Raw genomic sequence first — 19,589 nt, 5'->3', positions numbered from 1 at the left:
AGTATGGATTCAACAAGTAAGCTCGCATTATCTAACATTTAGTTCGATTTGTCTTCAGGATGTAGGAGTACGCATGGAGTTCAATGTAAAAAGTGGCAGTCCAGAGAAACAACGCAGTGCATGTATTGTTGTTGGAGTGTTTGAACCAAGACGCCTTTCTCCAGTAGCTGAACAGCTGGATAAAATCAGTGACGGCTACATCAGTTCACTTCTTCGCCGCGGTGATCTAGAAGGAAAACCAGGACAGATGCTGCTATTGCATCAAGTACCTGGTGTACTATCAGAACGTGTTTTACTCGTTGGATGTGGTAAAGAACGCGAACTTGGCGAACGCCAGTATAAAGAAATAATCCAAAAAACCATCAGTACACTTAACGAAACAGGTTCTATGGAAGCGGTATGTTTCTTAACAGAATTGCACGTTAAAGGTCGTGACACTTACTGGAAAGTGCGTCAGGCGGTTGAAGCAACCAAAGATGGCCTTTATACCTTTGACCAGTTCAAGAGCAATAAGCCAGAAACACGCCGTCCACTTCGCAAGTTAGTGTTTAACGTACCAACACGTCGTGAACTCAGCCAAGGTGAAAAAGCGATTGCTCATGGCCTCGCGATATCTTCAGGTGTCAAGGCATCAAAAGATCTTGGTAACATGCCACCAAACATCGCTAACCCAGCTTACCTAGCCTCTCAAGCGCGTCGTCTTGCCGATGATTACGAAACGGTGACAACAAAAATCATTGGCGAAGAAGAAATGGCCAAACTAGGCATGAACTCATATTTAGCCGTCGGTCGTGGTTCAAGAAACGAATCTATGATGTCTATCATGGAGTACAAAGGTAATGCCGATCCTGACGCAAAGCCAATTGTACTAGTGGGTAAAGGGCTGACCTTTGATTCAGGCGGTATTTCACTTAAGCCAGGCGAAGCAATGGATGAGATGAAGTACGACATGTGTGGTGCAGCGTCTGTATTCGGCACAATGAAAGCACTGGCTAAGCTCAATCTACCTATTAACGTGACCGCTGTTCTTGCTGGTTGTGAAAATATGCCAGGCAGTAACGCGTACCGTCCGGGTGATATTTTAACCACCATGTCAGGCCAAACGGTTGAAGTTCTTAACACGGATGCAGAAGGGCGCTTAGTGTTATGTGATGCTCTTACCTACGTTGAGCGTTTCGAGCCAGAGTGTGTGATTGATGTTGCGACATTAACAGGGGCCTGTGTGATGGCGCTTGGTCACCACATCAGTGCCGTTCTTTCTAACCACAACCCACTGTCTCATGAATTAGTGAATGCATCAGAACAAGCCAGTGACCGAGCTTGGCGCATGCCAATGGCTGATGAATATCACGAACAGCTAAAGAGCCCATTTGCTGATATGGCAAACATTGGTGGTCGTCCTGCGGGAACGATTACTGCCGGTTGTTTCTTGTCAAAGTTCGCCAAGAAATACCACTGGGCACACCTTGATATTGCAGGTACAGCTTGGAAGTCAGGAGCGGCAAAAGGCTCAACTGGCCGCCCAGTCTCAATGCTTGTCCAGTTCTTGCTAAATCGAAGTGGCCAAGAAGGCGAAGAGTAATCTTCAAAAGGGCCGAGAGGCCCTTTTTTATGCACCACGACAAACAAAACATCCCTCAGTCATTGAGCCATAGTGAGAACCATGAACAAGGCCACTTTCTACATCGTCAATCTCGATAGCCCTCAAGCGACGAAAAAAGGGTTTGATGACTATGCATTGTTTATGAGTAAACATTTTGCCAAGCAAGGCGCTAAAGTCTATTTGCACTGCCACAACAAAGAGCATGCCGAACACATCGCAGAGCTCTTTTGGCAGTCCGAACCCGAAGACTTTATGGCGCATAACCTGGTTGGTGAAGGGCCTAAGTACGCTACAAATATTGAAATTGGCTACCCAAACGTAAAGCACACATGGAATCGCCAAATCGTAATTAATTTGGCGGATAATAATACAACCTTTGCGAAGCAGTTCTCAGAGGTGGTAGACTTCGTTCCTTGCGAGGAAAATGCCAAGCAGCAAGCTCGAGAAAGGTATAAAATTTACCGGCAAGCTGGTTTCAACCTGCAAACCATCGAGATACAGCACCCATAGTCAAACCTTATAGTTAAAGCGATCTTAGCCTAATTATTTCAGACGTAGATCCTTCACTTATAAAGTTTGACCATTTACTAATTCACAGTACCGATTTAAGAGCACTATGGAAAAGACATACAACCCAACATCTATCGAACAAGCGCTATATCAAGCTTGGGAAGAAAAAGGCTACTTCAAGCCACACGGTGACACATCAAAAGAAGCGTACAGCATCATGATTCCGCCACCGAACGTTACTGGTAGCCTTCATATGGGCCACGCATTCCAAGATACCATTATGGATACCTTGATTCGTGCCGAACGTATGAAAGGGAAAAATACCCTTTGGCAAGTGGGTACTGACCACGCTGGCATTGCAACGCAAATGGTGGTTGAACGCAAAATTGCCGCTGAAGAAGGCAAAACAAAACACGACTACGGCCGTGAAGCGTTCATCGACAAGATTTGGGATTGGAAAGCGGAATCAGGTGGCACGATCACTCAGCAGCTTCGTCGTCTAGGTGCCTCTGTCGATTGGGATCGTGAACGATTCACTATGGATGATGGCCTATCGGCTGCGACTCAAGAAGTGTTTGTTCGTCTTTACGAAGAAGACCTAATCTACCGTGGTAAACGTCTTGTAAACTGGGATCCTAAATTGCACACGGCGATTTCTGATCTTGAAGTTGAAAACAAAGACAAAAAAGGCTTCATGTGGCACTTCCGCTACCCGCTAGCAAACGGCATTAAAACCGCAGATGGTAAAGACTACATTGTCGTTGCCACTACGCGTCCAGAAACCATGCTAGGCGATACTGGTGTTGCTGTTAACCCAGAAGATCCTCGTTACAAAGATCTTATCGGTAAAAAAATCCTGCTTCCTATCGTCAACCGTTTGATCCCTATCGTAGGCGATGAGCACGCAGACATGGAAAAAGGCACGGGTTGTGTAAAAATCACGCCAGCTCATGACTTTAACGATTACGAAGTGGGCAAACGCCATAGCCTACCAATGATCAACATCCTAACATTCAACGGTGATATCCGTAATGCCGCTGAAGTATTCACGACTAACGGTGAAGAAAGCGATGTGTACTCAACAGAACTTCCTGCTAAATACCAAGGCATGGAGCGCTTTGCTGCTCGCCGAGCAACCGTTGCTGAGTTTGAAGAGCTAGGCTTACTTGAAGAGATCAAAGATCACGACCTAACCGTCCCTTACGGCGACCGTGGTGGTGTGGTTATCGAACCAATGCTGACCGACCAATGGTACGTGCGTACGGCTCCTCTTGCTGAACCAGCCGTGAAAGCGGTTGAAGATGGTCAAATCCAATTTGTTCCTAAGCAGTACGAAAACATGTACTTTGCGTGGATGCGTGACGTGCAAGACTGGTGTATCTCTCGTCAACTTTGGTGGGGTCACCGTATCCCAGCATGGTACGACAACGATGGTAAAGTTTACGTCGGTCGCACAGAAGAAGAAGTCCGTGAAAAGAACAACCTAGCGCCTGTTGTTGTCCTTAAGCAAGACGACGACGTTCTCGATACCTGGTTCTCTTCTGCACTTTGGACGTTCGGCACACAAGGCTGGCCTGAAGATACAGATGCACTAAAAACATTCCACCCATCAGATGTACTGGTATCAGGTTTTGATATCATCTTCTTCTGGGTTGCGCGTATGATCATGATGACCATGCACTTCTGTAAAGATGAAGAAGGTAAAGCGCAAGTTCCTTTCAAGACGGTTTACATGACGGGCCTTATCCGTGATGAAAACGGCGACAAGATGTCTAAGTCGAAAGGTAATGTGCTTGACCCAATCGATATGATTGACGGCATCGGCCTTGAAGAGCTAGTAGAGAAGCGTTGTGGCAACATGATGCAACCTAAATTGGCGGCTAAGATCGAAAAAGCAACACGTAAAACTTTCGAAGACGGCATCGAACCCTACGGTACGGATGCGCTACGTTTCACCCTTGCCGCTATGGCTTCAACAGGCCGTGACATCAACTGGGACATGAAGCGTCTTGAAGGTTACCGTAACTTCTGTAACAAGCTATGGAACGCAAGCCGTTACGTACTGATGAATACAGAAGAGCACGACTGTGGCATGTCACTGTCTGCTGAAGACCGTGCCAACATGGAATTCTCTCTCGCAGACAAGTGGATTGAATCTCAATTTGAAGTGGCCGCGAAAGAGTTTAACGCTCACCTAGACAACTACCGTCTAGACATGGCCGCAAACACGCTTTACGAATTCATCTGGAACCAATTCTGTGACTGGTACCTAGAGCTAACTAAGCCTGTTCTTTGGAAAGGCACTGAAGCTCAACAACAGGCGACTCGTTACACGCTTATCACAGTTCTAGAGAAGACACTGCGTCTTGCTCACCCTGTGATTCCTTACATCACTGAATCTATCTGGCAGAGCGTTATTCCGCTGATTGACGGTGTTGAAGGTCCTGATTCATCAGACAGAACCATCATGACTCAAGCGCTTCCTCAGTTTAACGAGGCGAATTTCAACGCTGAAATCGTTGAAGACATCGAGTGGGTTAAAACGTTCATCACGGCTATCCGTAACCTACGTGCGGAATACGACATTGCTCCGAGCAAAGGCTTAGAAGTGATGATTAAAGTGGCTGATGAGAAAGACGCGGCTCGTATCGAAGCAAACAAGATCGTCCTAACTTCTCTAGCTAAGCTAGACGATATTAAAGTACTAGCAGACGGCGAACCTCTTGATCAACAAGAACTACCAGCTTGCGCGACAAAACTCGTGGGTAAGTCAGAGCTGATGATCCCAATGGCGGGGCTTATCAATAAAGATGCGGAACTTGCGCGTCTAGATAAAGAAGTCGCTAAGGTTCAAGGCGAAGTAAAGCGTATTGAAGGTAAGCTTAGTAATGAAGGTTTCGTCGCCAAAGCACCTGAAGTTGTTATCGCTAAAGAGCGTGAAAAGTTAGAAAACTACAAAGAGACACTGGTGAAACTTGAAGAGCAAAAAGCGACGATCGCAGCACTTTAAGTTCAAAACATTCAGTGACAGAAGCCAACCATCAGGTTGGCTTTTTTTATGCGCATTGATCTAACCAATATTCTCTCCTAGGCTTAGGTGATAACACTCGTTGAAATGAGGATATACCTTTGAAACTTAGCCTATTACTCAGCGTATTAATGTTGGCCTTTCCCTCTTTTGCTGATGATTCTACATCATCTAAAATCATAAAGATTTCAGCGGGAGAGTGGCCTCCGTTTATCGGAAAGAACCTGGACAATTTTGGCTCGGTCGGGAAAACGATTACCGATGTTTTTGCCCTTCAAGGCTATACCGTAGAATTTGAGTTCTATCCTTGGACACGAGCTTACGTGAAAGCACAAGAAGGCGAATTCGACGCAACGGCGGTATGGATGTTTGATGAAAGTCGAACTGAACACTTCTACTATAGCGATCCGGTTGCAAAAGAAGAGTTTGTCTTTTTCTACAATAAAGAAAACCCGTTTAGCTGGTCTAGTTTAGAAGACTTAACAGGAAAAGAGCTTGGCGGTGGCATAGGCTACAGCTACGGAGAACCCCTCAATAAACTCATCGACTCAAAACAAGTTAGCATGAGTCGAGTTAAAGAGCCTAGCCAAAATATCCTGCGGCTAAAACACCAAAGAATCGATCTGTACCCAGAGGAAAGACAGATAGGCATGTATAACCTAAGTCAACAACCGAAAGAGGTGCAAGACAGTATTACCTACCACCCTAAACCTTTTTTGAGTAATGACAGTTTCCTATTATTTTCAAAACAAAGCCCAAATGGACAAGCGTTACTCGAGATTTTCAATCAAGGGCTTAAACAATGGAACGCAAGCCAGGTGTCCGACTAAAGCACAAGACTGATAAACTAACCTAAACCACTCTATTTTGTGTACGGCCTTCATGAAAGGCCACCACATTATCCATCAAGATATTAGCCAACTTTTGAATCGATGAGTCACTTCCCCATGCAACGTGGGGAGTCAAAATAAGGTTAGGCATAGAGGCATTCGCCAAAAGCGGGTTATGCTCATCAGCAGGCTCTTGAGTAAAGACATCCACCCCAGCTCCAGCGATCATGCCAGATTGCAGTGCGTCGACCAACGCTTGCTCATCAACTAACCCTCCGCGACCGGTATTAATCAAAATAGCGGTTGGCTTCATCTTTTCAAATTCAGCCGTTGAGATAAGGTGGTGTGTTTGAGTGGTTAGCGGACAATGTAATGTCATCACATCGGCTTGCTGGAGCACTTCATCAAACGGTAAATAACCTTCTCGACAGTCTTTGCTTGATAAGCCCTTTCTCTCCGAAAAGACAACTTTCATTCCAATCGCTTTGGCTAATGCAGCCGTCGCTTGACCTAATGCACCACTACCGATAACGCCTAATGTTGATCCCGCCACATCCCCAATAGGATGAGTAAAGAAACAGAACTGCTTTTTACGTTGCCACTCCCCTTGCTGAATATCCTGATGGTAACCCACCAGATTTCGCCTTAGAGCAAACAGCATCGCAATCACATGTTCAGGTACAGACTGCGTGGCATAACCTTGAACATTCGTGACCGCAATATTGGCATCTCGACAATAATCTACATCCACATTGTTATAACCCGTGGCTGCGACGGCAATTAAACGAAGGTTAGGCAATTTCGATAAACGCTTAGCGTCAAGAACGACCTTATTCACCAACACAATATCGGCATGTTTTAGACGCTCAACAACGTCATCCGGTGAAGTCTCCTCGTATTCAAGCCAATGATGTTCAAAAGGCAAAGGCGCAATGGTTATCTGCTTTGGGACGGTTGCTCTATCTAGAAAGACGACGGTTGGCAAAGGCATTCTGTTCCCTCGGAGTTATGAACGATGATAGATGGTCGGCATTGATTACACGGTCCTGACTGCACTGTATTAATTGCAAGGTCTTAATTGCAAGATATCAATGACACGCTGCTTCAACAGCGCGGTAGTGCTTTATAGTCTGGTAGCGTTTCTGGGCAATCAAAGTGTTGCAAAATTTGCGCGTCAACACCTGGGTAGAAGTCACACGGTACAAAAATGGTTTGTCGCTGATGAGTAGAAGGATGATAGAAGCTCAGCTCAGCGGCATGCAGTTCCAATCGAGAGCTAAACGCCAACGCCTCTGAATTGGCATAAAATTCATCACCAACAATCGAATGACCTAACGCTTGCATGTGTACTCGAAGTTGGTGAGAGCGCCCAGTGATGGGAAGAAGCCTAACTATGGAGGTCTGAGCTTCACGCTCTACCAATTGGTATTGGGTTTGCGAGGGTTTTCCATCGTCAAAACAGACTTTCTGTCTAGGCCTATTGGGCCAATCACAGATAAGGGGAAGATCAATTTCGCCTTCTTCCTGCTCTACCTGCCCCCAAACTCGCGCGTAATAAATTTTGTGCGTTAAACGGTACTGAAATTGTTTCTTCAAAGACCGCTCTGATTGTTTGTTTTTCGCCAACAGCATCAAACCAGAGGTCGACATATCCAAGCGATGAACAACCTGAATCTCTGGGTATTCTGCAACCAAGCGGCTCCACATGCTGTCGTAATGCTCAGCCAGGCGACCGGGGACAGAAAGAAGACCTGAGGGCTTATTCACCGCTAAGATGTCATTATCTTCATAAACAATATCAATCCAAGGGTCGGTCGGTGGGGTGTATTCGAGCATCGCCATAACAAGGTCTCAACATGGACTAAAAATAGAACACAAATGGTCTCTAACCAAAAATGCGTCTAACTCTAAAAGAAAAATGCTTCTAACAGAAAAACAAATAGCCCTTTCTATTAGAAGCAGTGATATCGCGAGCTTTGATCAAAGCAACGCAGGTTTAGTGGTGACTAACCACAATCAAACGTAATGAATCCAATTGAACCTGAGCTTTACTAATATAGACAGTCAGCTCTTTGATTTGTGCATCAATCGCTTCAATTTCCTCATCACGGATATTCGGGTTCACCGCTTTCAAGGCTTGCAGGCGCTCTAACTCACCATTCAAGCTTGCTGACATCTCTTTCTGGGCTTGCTCTCGCACTGCTTCCACTTTTTCAGCAACCAGATTTTCACCCGCCTCAATCAAACCGTGGACTTCATTTTGTACTGAAGAAACCAGTTTGCTAGCAAGATGACGATTCACCGGGCTAAGTTGGCGGTTAAAGCTGTCAAACTCTACTTGAGCGGAAAGATCATTACCGCGCCCATCCATCATCAAACGAATTGGGGTTTGCGGTAAGAAACGAGTAATACCACTGCGTTTCGGTGCTTGTGCATCCACGACATAGATAAGCTCTAACAGTAAGGTACCAACAGGGAGCGCTTTATTTTTCAATAACGAAACCGCTGATGCCCCCACGCCTTCACTCATCAACAAGTCGATACCCCCTTGAATCATTGGGTGTTCCCAACTGATAAAGTTCATATCTTCACGTGATAGTGCGGTTTCACGATCAAAAGTGATCGTCGCACCTTCATAAGGTAAGCCAGGGTAGCTTGGAACCATCATGTGTTCTGATGGCGTCACAACCAGTGCATTTTCACCTTTATCGTCTTGGTTTAAACCAATGGTATCGAATAAGCTCAATGCAAAACTGACCAGATTGGTATCGCCATCAGTTGCAGAAATAGTCTCCACAATGGCCTGCGCTTTCTCGCCACCATTAGAGTGCATTTCAAGCAATCGATCTCGACCATTTTCTAATTGAGACTTTAGCTCTTTATTGAGTTTCGATGATTCCTTAATCACCTCATCAAGCGCTTCGACATCACCAGAGGCCAGCATGTCTATCAATGCTTCTGAATATTTATCATACACCGCACGTCCTGTCGGACAGGTTTCTCTGAATGCATTTAAACCTTCGTCAAACCAACGTGCCAAAATAGCCTGAGACGTGCCTTTCAGGTACGGAACATGAATATCAATATCTCGCTGCTGACCAATACGATCCAAACGTCCAATACGTTGCTCAAGTAGATCTGGGTTAAACGGTAGATCGAACATCACCAGTTGGTTGGCGAACTGGAAATTGCGTCCTTCTGAACCAATTTCACTGCACAGCAGAACCTGTGCTCCGCCTTCTTCTTGAGCGAAATACGCGGCCGCTTTGTCACGTTCGATAATTGACATGCCTTCATGAAAAACCGTAGCACGGATCCCTTCACGTTCGCGAAGCGCTTGCTCTAGCTGTAATGCGGTACTGGCACGAGAAGCAATGACTAGGATTTTTTCGCTGCGTTTTTCCTGAACTTTGTCAATCAGCCAGTTAACACGAGAGTCAAACTGCCACCAGCTCGCATCATCACCTTCAAACTCCTGGAAGATTTCTTCTGGGTAGAGATTTTTTAAAGCGCGAGCTTGAGGCGTCATCTTACCGCCAATCAATCCCGAAACACGCATAGAGGTCGCGTATTGCGTTGGAATATCCATTGGTAGCAAATGCACATTACGAGTAGGAAACCCTTTGATCGCAGCGCGTGTATTTCTAAACAACACTCGACCTGTGCCATGACGATCCATCAGGTTATCGATCAACTCTTGGCGAGCAGCGGTTTTGGCGTCTTCATGATCATCATTTTCAATAATGCGGAAAAGAGGCTCCACATCTTGCTCAGATAGCAGCTCAGTGATTTGATTTTTTGCAGAATTTTCCAGTTTGTGACCTGAAAACAATGCGGCAACGGAATCGGCGACAGGCGCATATTGCTCTTCTTCTTGGACAAACGCTTCGTAATCATAAAAACGGTCAGGATCAAGCAGTCGTAAACGAGCAAAGTGACTTTCTCGGCCAAGCTGTTCTGGCGTTGCGGTTAGCAGCAGCACTCCCGCTGTTTTCTCCGCAAGCCCTTCGATCACTTGGTATTCACGACTCGGCTTATCTTGGCTCCACTCGAGGTGATGCGCTTCGTCGACAACCAAAAGATCCCAATCAGCCTCAAGCGCCTGTTCAAAGCGTCGGCGGCTTTTACGAATAAAATCTAAAGAACACAGTACGTATTGCTGAGTATCAAATGGATTTTCAGCTTCCGCGAATGCTTCGATGCAGCGTTCTTCATCAAAAATTGAAAAATGCAGATTGAAACGACGCATCATTTCCACCAACCATTGGTGCTGAAGCGTTTCAGGTACGATGATCAAAATGCGTTCCGCACTGCCAGATAATACCTGCTGATGAATAATCATGCCGGCTTCAATGGTTTTACCTAGGCCAACTTCATCGGCAAGTAAAACACGAGGAGCGTGACGACGACCGACTTCATGAGCAATGTAAAGCTGGTGAGGAATAAGTCCGGCGCGCATGCCACACAATCCACGCATTGGGCTCTTATGCTGCTCAAACTGGTTAGTCAATGCTTTGTAACGCAACACAAAATTATCCATGCGATCGACTTGACCCGCGAACAACTTATCTTGAGGTTTATTGAAGCGAATATTATTGCTCAACATGATCTCTCGCAACATCACTTCTTCGTCGTTATCACTGCGTGTGCCAAGGTAGAAGTAAACGCCTTTATTCTCTTCGACTTGTTCTACCTTGATAGACCAACCTTCTTGGCTTTCAACGACATCGCCGACATTGAATGTCACTCGGGTCACGGGAGCATCACTGCGTGCATATACACGATTTTCTTCTGCCGCGGCAAACATCAATGTCACTGTACGAGCATCCATTGCTACCACGGTACCTAAACCTAAATCGCTTTCCGTATCGCTGATCCAGCGCTGGCCCAAAGCAAATGTCATGAATCGACTACCTCATTATTCAAAATTGAAAATATTCTTTGTTATCTTAGTTTGTATTTCATCAGTACGGGCATAAAAAGGATGACCCAAAAAGAATAATCATGAAAAAATCCACACCAAAAAAGGTCGCTAATCTTACTTGAAGCTGTGATATAGGTCACGAGGTATCAACGGATTTTTTAATAGAAATTAGCCCGCCATCAAACTGTAAGAAAAGCATGTCATTTGTGTCTTTGAGTGTTGCTATAATCGTTAATGAATAAGCATGAATTTGTATCAAAATGGTCATTTATGGCACAAATCATGCTTTTTATGTCTAGAAATAGATCCACTAGGTATAGAAATAGATCAACACGGATTTGCAGTTGTAGGGCTTGGCTTATAGTGCCAGGTGCGACGCATCTTCAAACGCGTTATCACTCTGCCCTCTTCTGCAAGCAAGATTGCTAAGCAATGCCGCCCGTCGGCAAGGAGATGCTTATGACTGATACCGATCGAAAACTATTCGTTCTTGACACCAATATCCTGCTTCACGAACCTTTTGCTATCTACTCCTTTCAAGAGCATGACGTGCTCATTCCCATGACGGTGCTTGAAGAGCTTGACCGAATCAAAGACAGTAAGCGAGATGTAGCTCGAGACGCGCGAGTGGCCATTCGTGCTTTAGAAGGCATTTTCAAAGACGCTACGCCCGATGAGATTTCAGAAGGAATTCACTTTTCCAAAGAGATAGCCGCAACCGGTTCTATTGCTATTGTGGCTGATTTTGAATTGCAGGAAACCGTCAAAGCCTTTGCAGATAAAGCAGGTGATAACCGTATTCTCAATGCGGTACTCGATTTACAAACCAAGCACGCTCCCCGAGAAGTCATCTTAATCACCAAAGACATTAATATGCGTTTAAGGGCCAAAGGCGCGGGTGTCCGTTTTGTTGAAGATTATCGTACCGATCAACTCATTGACGATGTTCAATACCTAACCAAAGGCTTTCAACAACGTAAAGGCGCATTCTGGGAAAGCGTGGAACAAGTCGACAGTCAATCTCTTGGAGGAAAAACCTTCCACACTCTCGATCGTGAACCCTTTGAACCCACATTCATCAATCAATACATCATCGACGAAGAGAGTGACTTTGCAGCTAGAGTGGCCGAAATATCCGATGACAGCATCACGCTACAAGATCTCAGCCGCGAACGAATGATGCATAAACGTGCATGGGACATCACGCCGAAAAACATCTATCAAGGCATGGCGATGGATGCCCTACTCGACCCTGATATTGATCTGGTCATCTTAACGGGGGCAGCAGGGAGTGGTAAGACATTGTTGGCGATGGCTGCCGCTCTGGAACAAACCATTGAGAAGAAGATGTTCGATAAAATCATTGTGACTCGAAACACTCCTGATATCGGTGAATCTATTGGCTTCTTGCCCGGCAGTGAAGAAGAGAAAATGATGCCTTGGCTTGCTGCTATCACCGACACGCTAGAGGCGCTGCATAAACATGACCACTGCACCGAAGGGTCGATGAAATACATCTGTGATAAGGCCAATATTCAATTTAAATCCATTAACTTCATGCGTGGTCGATCCATTCAAAATGCTTTTGTCTTACTCGATGAATGCCAAAACTTAACCGCATCTCAAATCAAAACCATCATCACCCGCTGTGGGGAAGGCACCAAAATCGTCTGCTCAGGTAATCTTGCTCAGATTGATTCCCACTATCTTACGCCCGTAACATCAGGGCTTACCTATATGGTCGAGCGATTCAAGAATTTTGAAGGCAGCGCCAACATACACTTAAACGGGGTCGTTCGTAGTCGACTCGCGGAATTCGCTGAAGAAAACCTATAGTTTATAACCTCCCTATTGCCCCCCCTCTACAAAGCGAGGCACTCACCGTGCCTCTTTTTTATTTTAAAATAATTATTCACAAAAGGTGCATTTATATGTTTTACTAATCCCCTAGATAAAGCATCTTTCAAGGACTCATTTTATGGCTTTTAACCTGCGTAATCGTAACTTTCTTAAACTTCTCGACTTTACCCCTAAAGAGATCCAGTTTTTGATCGATCTTTCGGCTGATTTAAAAAGAGCAAAATACGCAGGAACCGAGCAAAAAAAATTGGTCGGAAAAAACATTGCTTTGATCTTTGAAAAAGCCTCGACTCGAACACGTTGCGCCTTTGAAGTCGCGGCCTTTGATCAAGGCGCACAAGTTTCTTATCTTGGCCCTTCGGGTTCACAAATTGGCCAAAAAGAGTCAATGAAAGATACCGCACGGGTACTGGGTCGCATGTACGACGGCATTGAGTACCGTGGTTTTGGTCAAGAGATCGTTGAAGAATTAGGAGCGCATGCGGGAGTGCCCGTTTGGAATGGCTTAACCAATGAATTCCACCCCACTCAAATCTTGGCGGATTTCCTCACCATGCTGGAACATGGCAAAGGAAAGCAATTGCATCAAATGAGTTTTGCCTACCTTGGGGATGCGCGAAACAACATGGGCAACTCCTTGATGGTGGGTGCCGCTAAAATGGGCATGGACATTCGATTGGTGGCACCTAAAGAATACTGGCCTGAAGAAAAGCTCGTCGCGACTTGCCAAGAAATCGCGCATCAAACCGGCGCAAAAATCACATTAACGGAAAATGTGGAGGAAGGCGTTAAAGGGTGTGATTTCCTTTATACCGATGTCTGGGTCTCAATGGGCGAAGCTGCCGAGGCATGGGATGAGCGTGTCGCTAAGATGACCCCATATCAAGTGAATGCTCAAACACTTGCTCTTACGCAGAATTCAGATGTGAAGTTTATGCATTGCCTACCCGCTTTTCATAACGATGAGACGGTTATTGGTAAACAAGTCTCGGAAAAATATGGCATGAAGGGGTTAGAAGTGACCGAGGAAGTCTTTGAATCTGAACACTCTATTGTGTTCGATGAAGCCGAAAACCGCATGCATACTATTAAGGCGATCATGGTTGCTACATTGGGCCAATAGAGTGTCATTAAAGCTTGACGTAATCGCTTGCGCAGATTGAATGAAGGCGTATAATGCTCGGCAATTTGTCAGAGGATTACCAAATGATGGCGTCAGTATCGTGCACGATTCAGCGATATTACAGATTCAACGATATTACAATTTGCAAACTGCGACTGCTTTCCAAGCTTAGCGGTTCTGTCATTCTTTTTGTAATTCTCTCAATTTTTTGAAGCCTCCCATTTATGGGGGGCTTTTTTGTGGTCTAAGAACACTCAAAATAGGGAAGAAGAACATGGCAAACTCGCTTTATCAAAAGCATATTATCTCGATTCCAGAGCTTTCTCGTGAAGAGCTGGAACTCATAGTTAATACAGCCGGTCAGTTGAAATCTCATCCTCAACCTGAACTGATTAAAAACAAAGTCATCGCTAGCTGTTTTTTTGAACCTTCGACACGAACCCGACTTTCCTTTGAAACCGCCATTCAACGCATCGGTGGTGATGTGATTGGTTTTGACAGCGGTGGGAATACTTCTTTGGCAAAAAAAGGGGAAACACTGGCCGATTCCGTTCAGGTTATTTCTTCTTATGTTGATGCTTTTGTCATGCGTCACCCACAAGAAGGCGCAGCTCGCCTTGCTTCTGAGTTTTCCAATGGCACGCCCGTGATTAATGCGGGAGATGGTGCAAACCAGCACCCGACTCAAACCTTACTGGATTTATTTAGTATTTCAGAAACACAAGGTCGATTAGATGACCTCAATGTTGCTTTTGTCGGTGATTTAAAATATGGCCGCACGGTTCATTCGTTAACACAAGCGTTAGCCAAATTCTCCAACGTCCGCTTTTTCTTCGTCGCACCAGACGCACTGGCAATGCCGGATTATATCTGTGAAGAGTTGGACGAAGCGAACATTCAGTACAGCCTTCATACCGATATGGAAACCGTCATCCCTGAGCTGGATGTTTTGTATATGACACGTGTACAAAAAGAGCGTTTTGATGAATCAGAATACGCACACATTAAATCTGCGTACATTCTAACCGCAAGCATGCTTGAGGGGGCACGTGAGAACTTAAAAGTACTGCACCCACTGCCACGCGTGGATGAGATCACGACCGATGTTGATAAAACGCCTCACGCTTATTATTTTGAGCAAGCTGAAAATGGTGTTTATGCGCGCGAAGCTTTGCTGGCACTTGTTCTTAACGAAAACCTGTCATAGAGGAAATTATTATGTCTAAAGAAACTCAATTGCAGGTTGAAGCAATTAAAAACGGCACTGTTATTGACCATATCCCGGCACAGATTGGCATTAAAGTATTGCGACTGTTCGATATGCATAACTCCAATCAACGTGTCACGATTGGTCTTAATCTTCCCTCATCAGCGCTAGGTGCTAAAGACTTGCTCAAGATTGAAAATGTCTTTATCGACGAAGATCAAGCAAGCAAGTTAGCACTTTACGCACCACACGCTACCGTCAATCAAATTGAAGAATATCAAGTTGCTAAAAAATTGGTGCTAGAGCTACCTAAGCAGGTCAACGATGTCTTTAATTGCCCAAACAGCAATTGCATTACCCACAATGAGCCCGTTGAAAGCAGCTTTAGTGTTATTGAGAAAAACGCAGATATCCGCCTTAAATGCAAATACTGCGAAAAAGTGTTCTCCAGAGAAGTGGTAACGGAAAGATAAATAAAAACGACTAGCTTAAAGCGAATAACGCCAAGGCATCACGTTCATTTCTATTCGCAATAGGTCGTATTAATCCCTTGTCATGAACCACTTCTCGTGGACGATTGATAAGGGATTTTTTCTTTACGTCATATCAAATTCACGGCACACTGAGTGCTCATCTTCCCCTCTACTGACGGAATAAATAACATGACAAAAGTTCTTCATACTGACTCTGCTCCTGCAGCCATTGGCCCATATATTCAAGGTGTAGATCTAGGTAATATGGTGTTAACTTCAGGCCAAATCCCAGTTAACCCAGTAACAGGTGAAGTCTCTACTGAAATTACAGAGCAGGCTCGTCAGTCTCTTGAAAATGTTAAAGCGGTTGTCGAGGCTTCAGGCCTTACCGTGAGTGATATTGTGAAAATGACCGTTTTCGTTAAAGATCTTAACGATTTTGGCGCAGTCAACGAGGTGTACGGACAGTTCTTTGATGAGCATAATGTCGCTCACTACCCGGCTCGTTCATGCGTTGAAGTTGCTCGTCTACCAAAAGATGTGGGCATTGAAATTGAAGCGATTGCTGTTCGCAAATAGTGCGTTCAATGGTTATAAAATGACAAAGGCGAGCACGATTTTATATAGAATGCTCGCCTTCATTGTATCTAGATAGTGAAACGGTTTACTTAAACCCTTTTACCTTTTTTATCAGGTCATAAGCGTTTTGAATTTCCTGTGATTTCTCTTTCGCGACATTCATCATTTCTGGTGGAAGACCTTTTGCCATCAATTTATCAGGGTGATGTTCATTCATCAGCTTTCGATAAGCGCGTTTTATCTCTTTCGACTCGGAGCTGTCACTAATACCAAGCACATCATAGGCCGCCGCCATCTGATCCACTTGATTTGCTTGCTGCCAGCCACCTGACTGTTGATGACCGCCTTGATGCGATCCACCACCACGTTGAAAACGAAAAGCGGCTTCTTGCATTCGGAGGCGCTGCTCTAATTGTGCCGAAGAGAACCCTAAACCTTTTGCTATCTTGTGTAATACATTTCGCTCGCTCGGGTGGAGATCACCATCAGCAAACGCAGCGGAGATTTGAAGCTCCAGGAAGAACTGCAATAAATCAAAACGACCTGCAGCGGATATTTTCACTCGCTCTAACACACTGTCTAATGGAAAGCCGGCTTCTTTTCCGTCCCTAAAGGCGTCTTGAGCTGAGCGTCTCTGATCACCATGCAGGTTCATGCGCTCCATCATGGTCGTTGCAAGTTGAATCTCTTGCGCTGTCACTTGACCTTTTGCTTTCGCAACATGCCCCATTACCGCGAAAGCCGCCTTAAAGAATTCACCTTGTCGCTCAGTTTGGCTTGGCCCTGAACCAAATGCGCCACCTCTAAAACCCGCTTGATTTAGACGGCGCGCCTTATCAAATTGATGGCCGATGAACAGTCCAAAAAACAATCCGAACGCCCCGCCAAATAGGAAGCCAAAAAAAGCGCCCAGAATTTTGCCAAAAATATGCATTATGTGCTCTCAATCTCTGAATTTTTTTGCCACAAAGTGGTCTGATAGTGCCGTAAGCATTAAATTCCTTTATGATAGGAGCCGTATTCTAAAATTCGGGTTCCAATCACCGGATAAATCAAGTTCAACAGGACAGTAAAACTCGATGCCATTTTTTCCTCGCACTTTAATTGCCGCTTCCATCAGTACCGCCTTTCTCGTTCCTCAGACTAGTGCTGAGACGGTATTAGATGAAGATGCGCTCGAAATGCCTGCTTTCGGACAATGCCAAATATTAGACCCTATTGACCAATGCTTGGTCAATCTACCTGATGCAGAAAATCCAAATGAGCTGCCGATTGATGTCGAAGCCAATGCTCTTGAAGCATTAAATAACAACAAATCGGTATACAAAGGCGACGTTGTTGTGACTCAGGGTAAAAAGCGCCTGACCGCAGATGAAGTCACTTTGCATCAAAAAGATAATATTGTCGTGGCAAACGGGAATGTTCATTTTAGTGATGGGGAAATTAAGACGATTTCGGATACTGCCACCAATGATCTCACGACTGATGAGCTCACCGCAGAGAATACTCAGTATCAGTTTTTATGCGAACCTGGTCGTGGAGAGGCGGTCTTTATCGCCAAAACCGGTAAAGCCGTCTATGAAATAGAAGATGGCAGTATTACCTCTTGCCCTGAAGGGGATAAATCGTGGCGAATGCGTGCATCAAGTATCGATATCGATCAAAACGAAGAAGAGGCCACCTTCTATAATCCTCGCTTTGAGATTCAAAACGTTCCCGTGTTCTATTTACCATTCTTAACTGTACCGATTGGTGACACCCGTAAGACCGGCTTTTTGTACCCAACCGTAGGGTATGGATCCAGTGATGGTTTTGAGATGGATGTGCCAATTTATTGGAATTTAGCCCCCAATTATGATCTCGAAACCACGATCAAATATATGCAAGAGCGAGGCACACAACTCAATAGTGAGTTTCGTTACTTGTCAGATTTAGGTTACGGCACCTTTAAATCTGAGTACTTACCAGATGATAAAAAGTACACCGACTACGGCGATCGCTGGGGCTTCCAATACCAACACAGCGGAATCTTTCAACAAGCGTGGAAATTTGATATCGACTTCTCTAAAGTCAGTGATATTGCCTACTTTAGCCACGTTTCGTCAGACATAGGTAACCGAGAAGACGGCCAGCTCCTACAAGAAGGTCAAGCCACTTACCGAAGTGAAGCTTGGGATACGTCAGTTTTAGTCCGTGATTTCCAGGTTCTCACCAGCAGCGGAAATTTGCCTTATCGGTTAATGCCTCAGGTCGAGTTTAATTACTACGCACCAGAGCTAATGACGCATTTAGATTTTGATTTAATCAGCCATATTTCACGATTTGAAACCGACGCTGATAATCAACCATCAGCAATGCGTGTTCATATTGAACCTGGTTTGACTGTCCCGCTTGCCAATACCTGGGGTACCTGGACCACAGAAGCAAGATTACTCGGAACCTACTATCAACAGGATCTGACAGATGTGCTTAATTCCGACTTAGAAGAGAGTGTTTCTCGTTTAATACCAGAATTTCGTACCCATGCGGGGGTTGTTCTAGAGCGTGATACTATTGTCTTAGACAGCTATACACAGACATTAGAACCTCAAGTTCAATATCTCTATGTGCCAGAAAAAGATCAAAATGCTATCGGCAACTACGATACCACGTTGCTGCAAACCGATTACTACGGACTGTTTCGTAGTAGAAAATACAGTGGTGTGGATAAAATAGCCGCAGCGAATCAATTTAGTTATGGTGCTTCCTCTCGATTCTTTGATGATGCCTATAAAGAACGTTTGAATATCTCATTTGGTCAGATTTTTTACCTTGATAAAGACACCAAAAATTCTTCGTTAAGTAATTCAACGAATAGCTCTCAATCAACCAATTATTCAGCTTGGGCGGTTGAAATGGACTTTAACTACGATGATTACCTCTTTTATCACGGTGGTATTCAATACGATATTGATTCAAGTACCGTGCAGCTGGGTAACAGTACACTGGAGTACCGCTTTGCCGGGGGGTACATTCAAACCAACTATCGTTATGTCACCAAAGAATACATAGAAGAGACTGTCGATTTCGATTTCAATATCGATTCCATCACTAAAGAGGGCATTTCTCAAGCGGGCTTGCTTGGTGGCTATCAAATAAGCAGCAAATGGAACGCCAGTGCACAATATTTTTATGACCTCACCACGGAAGAAAACCTAGAGTGGCTTGCGACACTCAGTTATCGAGATGACTGCTGGTACATAGGCTTTACTTACAGCAACCAAATCATTAGCTGGAACGGTGATTTTGTTAATGATCCGAGTGCCACCCCTGTTTATGAAAAAAATCTGGGTATCAACTTTGGTATCATCGGGTTTGGCACCACGATTGGCTCCGATTCAAGTGCAGCAGGAGCCGCCAGTTCAGGCAATGCTCTTGGCTATGGACGACCGTTCTTCTTAAATAACTAATTT

Annotated in this window: 14 protein-coding genes; 10 read left to right on the top strand and 4 right to left on the bottom strand. The window is 44.8% G+C overall.

Features of this window, described 5'->3' with window-relative positions; genetic code table 11:
• Window positions 1–73 precede the first annotated feature (73 nt).
• From pepA to QF117_RS07810, 4 genes are all read left to right on the top strand, one after another.
• Window positions 74–1,582: a leucyl aminopeptidase gene (pepA, locus tag QF117_RS07825; protein WP_017038753.1), complete on the top strand. Its 1,509-nt coding sequence runs from the start codon at window positions 74–76 to the stop codon at window positions 1,580–1,582.
• Window positions 1,583–1,663: 81 nt separating this feature from the next.
• On the top strand, window positions 1,664–2,113 hold the full coding sequence (locus QF117_RS07820; RefSeq protein WP_017034478.1) for a DNA polymerase III subunit chi: 450 nt from the start codon (window positions 1,664–1,666) through the stop codon (window positions 2,111–2,113).
• Window positions 2,114–2,219: 106 nt separating this feature from the next.
• Window positions 2,220–5,123 (top strand): valine--tRNA ligase, encoded by a 2,904-nt coding sequence (locus QF117_RS07815; RefSeq protein ID WP_282388467.1) that lies wholly within the window; start codon window positions 2,220–2,222, stop codon window positions 5,121–5,123.
• Between the two features lie 119 nt (window positions 5,124–5,242).
• Complete coding sequence (locus QF117_RS07810) at window positions 5,243–5,971, top strand: transporter substrate-binding domain-containing protein (protein WP_282388466.1); 729 nt, start codon at window positions 5,243–5,245, stop codon at window positions 5,969–5,971.
• A 22-nt stretch (window positions 5,972–5,993) separates the two neighbouring features.
• On the opposite strand, the gene QF117_RS07805 is transcribed toward QF117_RS07810, so the two are convergent.
• The 3 genes from QF117_RS07805 to rapA form a co-directional block, all read right to left on the bottom strand.
• Window positions 5,994–6,962, bottom strand: coding sequence for a D-2-hydroxyacid dehydrogenase (locus QF117_RS07805; protein ID WP_282388465.1), 969 nt, complete (start codon window positions 6,960–6,962; stop codon window positions 5,994–5,996).
• 113 nt (window positions 6,963–7,075) lie between these two features.
• Complete coding sequence (gene rluA / locus QF117_RS07800; protein ID WP_282388464.1) at window positions 7,076–7,813, bottom strand: bifunctional tRNA pseudouridine(32) synthase/23S rRNA pseudouridine(746) synthase RluA; 738 nt, start codon at window positions 7,811–7,813, stop codon at window positions 7,076–7,078.
• Window positions 7,814–7,967: 154 nt separating this feature from the next.
• Entirely contained in the window at window positions 7,968–10,874 is a 2,907-nt protein-coding gene (gene rapA / locus QF117_RS07795; RefSeq protein WP_282388463.1) for an RNA polymerase-associated protein RapA, read from the bottom strand.
• Window positions 10,875–11,354: 480 nt separating this feature from the next.
• Here rapA and QF117_RS07790 point away from each other — a divergent pair, with 480 nt between their 5' ends.
• From QF117_RS07790 to QF117_RS07770, 5 genes are all read left to right on the top strand, one after another.
• Window positions 11,355–12,731, top strand: a complete 1,377-nt coding sequence (locus tag QF117_RS07790; protein ID WP_282388462.1) for a PhoH family protein — start codon at window positions 11,355–11,357, stop codon at window positions 12,729–12,731.
• Window positions 12,732–12,873: 142 nt separating this feature from the next.
• The gene (argF, locus tag QF117_RS07785) at window positions 12,874–13,878 is read left to right on the top strand and encodes an ornithine carbamoyltransferase (protein ID WP_282388461.1); all 1,005 of its coding nucleotides are present in this window, start codon (window positions 12,874–12,876) and stop codon (window positions 13,876–13,878) included.
• A 274-nt stretch (window positions 13,879–14,152) separates the two neighbouring features.
• Window positions 14,153–15,085 (top strand): aspartate carbamoyltransferase, encoded by a 933-nt coding sequence (gene pyrB / locus QF117_RS07780; RefSeq protein ID WP_282388460.1) that lies wholly within the window; start codon window positions 14,153–14,155, stop codon window positions 15,083–15,085.
• Between the two features lie 11 nt (window positions 15,086–15,096).
• Window positions 15,097–15,558: an aspartate carbamoyltransferase regulatory subunit gene (gene pyrI, locus QF117_RS07775; protein WP_017034488.1), complete on the top strand. Its 462-nt coding sequence runs from the start codon at window positions 15,097–15,099 to the stop codon at window positions 15,556–15,558.
• Window positions 15,559–15,747: 189 nt separating this feature from the next.
• A complete protein-coding gene (locus QF117_RS07770) occupies window positions 15,748–16,137 on the top strand; it encodes a RidA family protein (RefSeq protein WP_282388459.1) in 390 nt (129 codons plus the stop codon).
• An 85-nt stretch (window positions 16,138–16,222) separates the two neighbouring features.
• Here the strand turns inward: QF117_RS07770 and djlA are convergent, their stop codons facing one another.
• Entirely contained in the window at window positions 16,223–17,071 is an 849-nt protein-coding gene (gene djlA / locus QF117_RS07765) for a co-chaperone DjlA (RefSeq protein WP_282388458.1), read from the bottom strand.
• 145 nt (window positions 17,072–17,216) lie between these two features.
• On the opposite strand from djlA, the gene lptD reads away from it, so the two are divergent.
• On the top strand, window positions 17,217–19,586 hold the full coding sequence (gene lptD / locus QF117_RS07760; RefSeq protein ID WP_282388457.1) for an LPS assembly protein LptD: 2,370 nt from the start codon (window positions 17,217–17,219) through the stop codon (window positions 19,584–19,586).
• Window positions 19,587–19,589 lie beyond the last annotated feature (3 nt).

Origin of the sequence: Vibrio sp. YMD68 (assembly GCF_029958905.1) — a bacterium.
In the GTDB taxonomy this organism is placed as follows: Bacteria; Pseudomonadota; Gammaproteobacteria; order Enterobacterales; family Vibrionaceae; genus Vibrio.
Note: the sequence above shows the minus strand (reverse complement) of the source record. Positions and strands in the feature narration are given on the sequence as shown.

Excerpts from the sequence above, each read along its gene's own strand:
- pepA (WP_017038753.1), top strand. The coding sequence starts at position 74 with ATGGAGTTCAATGTAAAAAGTGGCAGTCCAGAGAAACAACGCAGTGCA.
- QF117_RS07820 (WP_017034478.1), top strand. The coding sequence starts at position 1,664 with ATGAACAAGGCCACTTTCTACATCGTCAATCTCGATAGCCCTCAAGCG.
- QF117_RS07815 (WP_282388467.1), top strand. The coding sequence starts at position 2,220 with ATGGAAAAGACATACAACCCAACATCTATCGAACAAGCGCTATATCAA.
- QF117_RS07805 (WP_282388465.1), bottom strand. The coding sequence starts at position 6,962 with ATGCCTTTGCCAACCGTCGTCTTTCTAGATAGAGCAACCGTCCCAAAG.
- rluA (WP_282388464.1), bottom strand. The coding sequence starts at position 7,813 with ATGGCGATGCTCGAATACACCCCACCGACCGACCCTTGGATTGATATT.
- rapA (WP_282388463.1), bottom strand. The coding sequence starts at position 10,874 with ATGACATTTGCTTTGGGCCAGCGCTGGATCAGCGATACGGAAAGCGAT.
- QF117_RS07790 (WP_282388462.1), top strand. The coding sequence starts at position 11,355 with ATGACTGATACCGATCGAAAACTATTCGTTCTTGACACCAATATCCTG.
- argF (WP_282388461.1), top strand. The coding sequence starts at position 12,874 with ATGGCTTTTAACCTGCGTAATCGTAACTTTCTTAAACTTCTCGACTTT.
- pyrB (WP_282388460.1), top strand. The coding sequence starts at position 14,153 with ATGGCAAACTCGCTTTATCAAAAGCATATTATCTCGATTCCAGAGCTT.
- pyrI (WP_017034488.1), top strand. The coding sequence starts at position 15,097 with ATGTCTAAAGAAACTCAATTGCAGGTTGAAGCAATTAAAAACGGCACT.
- QF117_RS07770 (WP_282388459.1), top strand. The coding sequence starts at position 15,748 with ATGACAAAAGTTCTTCATACTGACTCTGCTCCTGCAGCCATTGGCCCA.
- djlA (WP_282388458.1), bottom strand. The coding sequence starts at position 17,071 with ATGCATATTTTTGGCAAAATTCTGGGCGCTTTTTTTGGCTTCCTATTT.
- lptD (WP_282388457.1), top strand. The coding sequence starts at position 17,217 with ATGCCATTTTTTCCTCGCACTTTAATTGCCGCTTCCATCAGTACCGCC.